Source organism: Bartonella sp. AA9NXGY (assembly GCF_042196845.1).
Taxonomy (GTDB): Bacteria; Pseudomonadota; Alphaproteobacteria; order Rhizobiales; family Rhizobiaceae; genus Bartonella.
On sequence record NZ_JBHIRB010000029.1, the window covers coordinates 1 to 8490 of the forward strand.

At 35.1% G+C, this 8490-nt stretch carries 2 protein-coding genes and 1 pseudogene; all 3 read left to right on the plus strand.

The annotated features are described in order from the left end of the window. Nucleotides 1–938 precede the first annotated feature (938 nt). Nucleotides 939–5912, plus strand: a complete 4974-nt coding sequence (locus tag ACFIM6_RS09030) for a DEAD/DEAH box helicase (protein ID WP_375612559.1) — start codon at nucleotides 939–941, stop codon at nucleotides 5910–5912. Between the two features lie 1535 nt (nucleotides 5913–7447). Further along, complete coding sequence (locus ACFIM6_RS09035) at nucleotides 7448–8218, plus strand: hypothetical protein (RefSeq protein ID WP_375612560.1); 771 nt, start codon at nucleotides 7448–7450, stop codon at nucleotides 8216–8218. Between the two features lie 84 nt (nucleotides 8219–8302). Continuing rightward, nucleotides 8303–8490, plus strand: a pseudogene (locus ACFIM6_RS09040) (hypothetical protein); the annotation flags it as partial.

Consider the following 8490-nt stretch of genomic DNA (forward strand, 5'->3'; position numbering starts at 1 on the left):
ATGGAACCGCTAATAAATCCACTCAAAACAGCCACTGCCCTATAACGCTTTTAACAAAAGCACATGCCTCTGTGACCAAAGAAAAGTGACACCCAAAAACTGCTTTATTTTAACTGCTGAAGATCTCTCCCCCACATTTATATGAAAAAACCTCTAAACAAAACTGTTTAGCCCGTCAATGGTTAATACATTAATATCCCCAGTTTAATGCTACAATATATTTATCAATAATTAGAGATAAATTCACTCTCCAGCTCCTCTAAACCACTCAACACGCATATAAACGAGACATCGTGCTATCAAGCACATTCTGTCGTCAAAAACCATCATAGAAAACAATAAGAAATCTCTTTTGAAGTCTTTAAGATAACCACGCAAAACTCTTTTTATGGCATTCTCATCAAGGAACTTTTTTCCAAAAGCAAATGATCTGAGTGACCTTATCAGAAGAGTTTTGTCAGTCTTGTCAGTTCATTCTAGCTCCTATATTATTTTTTTTAATGAGAGAAAATTAAAAACATTATATTTCAATATGTTAGTATTTTAATGATACAACCTATATCGACAATACAACCTTAAATACAATCCATAATATATATTTGTCAGTTTGTGTCAGTAAATTAAACTGACAAAATAGACTATTTTAGTGACTCATAAAACCTATCAAAATACTCATTATGATATTTTAAAAGCACATAGTTCATTTGTCTTGATGAACACGTGAAACGAACAGCAAATTTTACTACTTTGCTGATCTTATCCTATGCCATGGGCTGTTGATAAACAGCCTTTTAAACCCCTTTTGAAAAAATATCGGCTTTTTTAGCAGTTTTTTCCCATTTTTATCGTTATTTGCTTTAAATGCATTTAATTGAATTCGTTTTGATTCTTTTGATGATTATTGATCATATCATAAGGCAAGGGATTTTTATTACAATATGCTGCAATCTATTAAGTATGATAACAAACACATCACTTTACGCTCCCTTTTACAATCCTATCGTGAACAGGCAACATCAAATGCTCTACGAGGGAAACTGTTTGAAGATTTTGTGACAAAATATCTTATGTATGACCCTCTCCACTATGGGCGATATGAAAAAGTTGAGAGCTATTATGAATGGGCGAAAGAGCGTGAAGGTTGGAATAAAAATGATATCGGCATTGATCTGGTTGCCAAACTTCGCAATCAAGAGGGTTATGTCGCTATTCAATGTAAGTTTTATCAAGCAGATCATCAGATCAGTAAAAAGGATATTGATAGCTTTATCGCGGCATCTGGAAAAGACATCTTTAAATATCGTCTTCTCGTTGACAGCACAGAAGTGGAATTAAGTGACAATGTGAATACCATGATTAAAGGACAAGCGATACCCGTTTATCGCATTGACCTTCGTCATATGGAAAACAGTCGGATAGATTGGCAAATATTTGCAACAAAACAAGAAGTGGTTCTGAAATCAACCAAAGAGCCTCATTCCCATCAAGAAGAAGCCATCAAGAAAGTCTGTGAAGGTTTAAAAGAAGCAGACCGTGGCAAGCTGATCATGGCATGTGGTACGGGGAAGACTTTCACCAGTTTGAAGATAGCAGAAACCCTTGCTGGGAAAGGCAAGCGTGTTTTGTTTCTGGTCCCTTCTCTGGCTTTAGTCTCACAAACAATCCGTGAATGGACAGCCGATGCACAAGTACCTTTGCGTTCTTTTGCTGTGTGTTCGGATACAAAAGTAGGCAAGCGTCGTAAGAACCAAGATGATATTGTTGGCATGGAAACATCAGATCTTGTTCTCCCTGCTACCACGGATGCCCAAACCCTTGCCAAAGAAGCTTGCGAAAACCTAGCAGATGCAATGACGGTGGTGTTTTCAACTTACCATTCTATCCAAGTGATTTCAGATGCGCAAAAAGAGCATGGTTTACCCGAATTTGATCTAATCATTTGCGATGAAGCACATAGAACAACTGGGGCTGTGTTAGGAACAGACAAGCGTGAATCTGAATTTATCAAGGTTCATGATAACAGAATCATTCGGGGTAAAAAACGTCTATATATGACAGCAACCCCCAAAATCTTTACAGATAAGATAAAAAGGAAAGCTGACCTATCTGATACTGTTCTTGCCTCTATGGATGACGAAAAAATTTATGGCAAAGAACTGCATCATTATACATTTGCGGAAGCTCTAGAACATAAACTGTTATCACCTTGTAAAGTTATCATATTAGTTGTCAATGAAAAAGAAGTAAGCCAATCCATTCAACATCTTATTACCGATAAGAATTATGAACTTATTCTTGACGATAGGACCAAGATTAATGGCTGTTATAGAGCCCTTACCAAAATGGATCTGAAACTTGATCTTGAAGATGACCCCAATCCCATGCGTAGAGCTTTAGCATTTTGCAAAGATATTGATACTTCTAAACGCATATGCAAGGAATTCAAAAAAGAAAAAGTTCAAGAATCTTTGCACGCCCTTCATAAAAACTATAAAGATACTCCCCCTCTTAACTGTACTCTTGCCCATATTGATGGAACCTTTAGTGCTAAAGAGCGTACAAAACAACTTGACTGGTTAAAGGAAGATGCGGGGGAAAATACGTGTCGTGTGCTAACCAATGTACGCTGTCTTTCTGAGGGTGTTGATGTTCCTGCTCTTGATGCTGTTCTATTCTTACACCCGCGAAAAAGTCAAATTGAGATTATTCAAGCAATAGGCCGTGTCATGCGTCGAGCAGAGGGTAAGAAAAGAGGCTATATCATTCTACCCGTTGGAGTACCGGCTGGCATTCCACCAGTACAAGCCTTGGAAAATAATCCAAAATATGATGTCATCTGGCAAGTCGTCAATGCTTTGCGTGCCCATGATGAGAGTTTTAATAAAATAATCCACCATATGTCCATAAAACAGGACGTAAGCTATGCCCTTGATATTATTGTTCCTTCTCAAAAGGCTACCTCAGAAGATACAACTGTGGTTATTGATGACTTACCTATACGCTCAAAATCAGAATATTCAGGACTGAACATTGGATCACCAACTTATGAATCCTTTCACGGATATAAACCAGAAGAAGAATTATCCCTTTTTTCTCAATATCCGGATGTCATTAGAGCAGCTATTGTTAAGAGAAATTACGACCCTAGCTATTGGAAAAGATGGGCAACCAATGTTGCTGATCTTGCTCAAAATCATATCACACGCTTAACCGAAGTTTTAACAAAATCAGAAACGGAAACGCGGCGGGTGTTTAATGGTTTTATGACCGAATTACGTAACAATTTAAACACGACCCTCTCCGAAGAAAATGCGATTGAAATGCTTGCACAACATCTTGTGACGCGTCCAGTCTTTGATGCTTTGTTTGAGGGGCATCAGTTTGTTCAAGAAAATCCCGTCTCTTGTGCTTTACAACGTGTACTTAATATCCTTGATAAAGTTACTCTTAAAGAAGAATCTCAAGATTTCAGAACTATCTCTAGGAATGTACAATTTTACACACGAGGAACTACAAGTCTTGAAGCACAACAAAACTTAATTGTAAAGCTTTATAATGAATTTTTCCGTCATGCTTTTCCGCGTACGGTAGAAAAATTAGGAATTGTTTATACGCCCATTGAGGTTGTGGATTTTATCATTCATTCTGTTGATGATGTTTTACGCAATGAATTTGGAAAAAGCCTTGGTTCACGGGGTGTCTCTATTCTTGACCCTTTCACGGGAACGGGTACCTTTATTACACGGCTTTTACAATCAGATCTCATCAAACCAGAGGATATGGAATATAAATACCGTTATGATATCCATGCCAATGAGATTGTCTTACTTGCCTATTACATAGCAGCGATTAACATTGAATCGACCTATCATAGTATCATGAAAGGAGAATATATCCCTTTCAAGCATATTGGTTTGACTGATACGTTTCGGATGCTTGAAGAAAAGAATCTGCTGCAAAAATTATTCAAAGAAAACAGTGAATATTTAGAGCATCAAAAGAAACTGGATATCGAAGTTATTTTTGGTAACCCTCCTTATTCGATAGGACAAAAAAGCGAAAACGACAATGCAAAGAACACTCCCTATCCCATATTAAATAAACGTATTGGTGACACTTATGCCGCTCATTCAAAAGCAAGTCTTATGCAGGCGCTTTATGATAGTTACATCCGCGCCATTCGCTGGGCAAGTGACCGTATAAAAGACCGTGGTGTGATTGGTTTTGTTACAAATGCAAGTTTTATAGATACAAAATCTATGGATGGCTTACGCAAATGCCTCGTTGAAGAATTTAGCAGCCTTTATATTTTTCATTTACGTGGTAATCAACGAACCTCTGGAGAACTTTCTCGCAAAGAAGGTGGAAAAATTTTTGGTGAAGGTTCTCGTGCCCCTATAGCGATTTCTATTTTGGTTAAAAATCCAAATGCACAACAACATGGGAAAATATATTTCCGTGATATTGGAGATTATCTCAATAGAGAAGAAAAGCTTAAGACAATTAAAAAATTTGGTAGCATTAATGGTATTACACGGAGTAAACAAGGTTGGCAAATAATTACACCGGATAGGCATAATGATTGGATAAATCAACGTGATGACAGTTTCAAGACATTTCTAGCTTTAGGTGTTAAGAAAGGTCATGATACAAAGCTTTTTGAAACTTATTCCTGTGGCGTTCTAACCAGTCGTGATGCGTGGGCATACAACTCAAGTCGTAATGCTTTATCAAAAAACATGTACAACATGATTAACTTCTATAATAGCGAAGTGGAGCGCTTTAACGAAGCTTATGGACATGTTGATCGCAAAATACGTGAAAAGGCTATAGACAATTTCGTTAACGCTGATGCTACAAAGATCAGTTGGAGTAGTACTCTTAAACGAGAATTTATAAGAGAAAAATTATTTGAGTTCGAGGAGACGTGCTTTATTCAAAGTATTTATCGCCCTTTTACAAAACAATGGCTCTATTATAATCGTGCTTTCAACGATAGAGTTTCCATAATGCCATGTATATTTCCTATAGGAAAATCAGTTGAAAATAAAATGATACAACTTACAGGCATAGGAGCAAAAAAAACCTTTTCTGTTCTTATGATTAAAGCTGTGTCTGATTATCAGGTGATAGAAAACGGTCAATGCTTTCCGCAATATCTTTATGAAGATATTGTATCCTTAAAAGAGAAAAGTGAAAAGCAATCCCATTTATTTACAAACTCTATAGAGGAAAACAAAACAGCTGGTTTACAACGCCGTGATGCCATTACGGATGAAGGATTAGCACATTTTAAAGCCGCTTATCCTAATGAAACTATCACTAAAGATGATCTATTTTATTATGTTTACGGGATTTTGCATTCAGAAGATTACCGCACCCGTTATGCTGATAACCTCTCTAAAGAATTGCCTCGTATCCCTTGTGTAAAGAGCACTGAAGATTTTTGGAAATTTGTAACTGCAGGGCGTGAACTGGGGCATTTGCATATGAACTATGAAACTGTAGAACCTTATCCTGTAACCTTTAAAAAAGGTGATCCAAAACTCACTGATATCCCTAATCCTGAAAAATTCTATTATGTTACAGAAATGAATTTTTTTGGGAATAGTAAAGTAAAAGATAAATCGACAGTTTTTTACAACAGCAATGTCACAATGACAGATATCCCTCTTGAAGCTTATGAATATATCGTCAATGGTAAACCCGCTCTTGAATGGGTTATGGAACGGCAATGTGTAAAGACTGATAAAAAGAGCGGCATTGTTAATGATGCCAATCGCTATGCTGTTGAAACCGTTGGAAACCCTGCTTATCCTTTGGAGTTGTTTCAAAGGGTTATTACCGTAAGTTTAGAAACAATGAAAATCGTTAAGAACTTACCAAATTTGGTATTAAGAGAAACTGAATAACTTATAAAGCATGCTTACAAATGGGTATGATAAACTCGTAAGGGGTATAGAGCTTATAACTGTAGTCTATACCCCTTTATACATTGCTTGCATACAATCTTTAAAAGGATAATTTATCATGCGTTATTCTAAAAAGAAGAAACTTGCACTTTTAGATACTCTTATTTGGATTGCCTTTAAGAGGTTATATCGTAATCTAAAATGAGTGCTTTATTGTTTTCAAAAGCTTTGTTTAAGGAGAGTTATATATATATTCATTTTGCTTATAGGTTTTGAAGGTGTAAAAATCGTCAAAACCCCCTCAAAACGTATATTATTAGTTGAATTTATAGGTTGTGTTATCAATATGGGTTGTTTTTTTAAGATCTGTAAAATCTTAACCTATTGAAAAATAACGTTTTTGCTTTTTATCGTTTTTTTACATAATAGCAGCAACCCTCAAAACTCAAAACCCCGTCAAAACTCATAACTATAATGATCTTGATAGCATCTCTTATGAGTTACAAGCTATCTTTTGAAAAGCTTTAAAGGATCATATGATTTTCATAAAGCACGTTGTAATCATTCTCTAAATCATAAGGTTATCTATTCAAAAGAACTGATTAAAATTCATAAAAGGGATTTTGATAACGTAATCAGTTTTTAATTTCATACGCTTTTCATAAGACACGTGTTAATCACTCACTAGAAATATAATTTTATCTTTTAAAAAGAACTAATCAAAATAACAAAAGCCTATTAAAAAGGATTTTGCTAATTTCTATAATTATCAATCCCTCTTTAGATAGTTTCATAAGTGTTTTCATAACAGTCTCTAAATTACAATTATCATATGTATCATTTTTATCATGAAAATGAAAAATAACACCATGGCTATAAAGCATATAACAGCTATAGAGAATGCGTAAAAATAACAGCCTTATTTGAATAAAGCAAAAATGCAAATGAATGCGTTGGTTATAAAGATCATCTCTATAAAAAACTGTTAAGTTGCAAATGTGTTATAAACAAAATTCACAAAAAAATTAAAAATCATTTAGTGAAAAAAACTGATAGGTTATAAAGATAAAAATACGCATTATGAGAGCGTTTATAAATATTATAAATGTATAATTCAAAAAACAACACAATCGTTTCATAAAGCCCATAATATAGCTTTAAAAGCACATAAATATAAAAGAAGCAATTAATAAGCACATGATATTATCAATACATAACGCATCTAAAAAAATACAAAAAATATCAAAAAAGATAAAATATTATTTGACAATAAATACGTATTTTGTTATATAAATAATCAAGTGCTTAACAACACTAAACAAACAGCGGGTAGATTACGAAACAATCTTTCCCATCTTTTAAAATACTGACTGTCTTTTATGTTATGATTAGCATATAATGATTATGTCGGGTGTGGTTACACCATACAATACTCTTTATGAGAAAAGTGTAACGACGGACTGTTTGCCGTGTTTGTTAGCACCCGGCGCCCTTCTGGGCTGTCAATAACAATATTATTCAAACAGGTTTTAAATATGACAAATATATCAAAAAACACCCCCGTTCTCTCTAACATTGCAAATGAAATCGCATCTGTTAATCAACAAGAGCCTGCAAAAAAATATGAATTTATTGATGATTGTGAATATATCGATGGTCATTTCTTAACTCGAATTAGAGCCTTAAGAGATTTTGATGATGTGAAAAAAGGCGATTTAGGGGGGTATATTGAAAATGAAAGCAACTTATCTCATGAAGGTAATTGCTGGGTGTATAATAAAGCTCGGGTCTTTCAAAATGCACGCGTCTTTGGAAATGCTAAAGTAAAAAGCTTTTTTGTTGATGTCTATGGTAATGCGCAAATTTATGGGAATGCTATTTTTGAAGGTATGACATTAAAGGACAATGCAAAACTTTCAGGCAATGCGCATGCTAACAACGCCGTTGTAATTGAAGGCAATGCACAAATTTATGATAACGCCCGTGTCACTGATCATGCTCATATTTCCGATAATGCTGTCATTTGTGATGATGCTCATGTCGGAGGCAATGCAAAAATAAGTGGCTCTGCTTACATTTGTGATGAATCGCGTGTTTTTGATGATGCCGTTATTTGTGATGCTCTTATCTCTGGTTCTTCATATATTCATAGCAATGCCTCTTTAACAGCTAATGAAGATATCTGTGATGATGCATATCCTGAGTTTGGTAGCGAAGATGATTATTATCGTCATGAGTATTATGCTGATTTTGAAGGGTATTATGACGATGATAATGACAGCGAATATGAAAGTGATGCTGCGTAAATGACACGCGCGGGCGCGGCGGGGGCGCCCCCCTTTAAACATTTCATTCTAAAATTCAAATCTTTTTATAAAGGAATTGTGCTCATGCAAAAGAAGTTTGCACTCACAAATGAAACGCGTGTAATTAATAATCATACCCTTTATCGCATTAAAGCATTAAAAGACTTTGCTGATGTTAAAGCAGGTACTTTAGGGGGCTTTATTGAAAAGGAAGATAACCTTTCTCATGATGGCAATTGCTGGGTTTATGATAATGCTTGTGTTGTAAAATC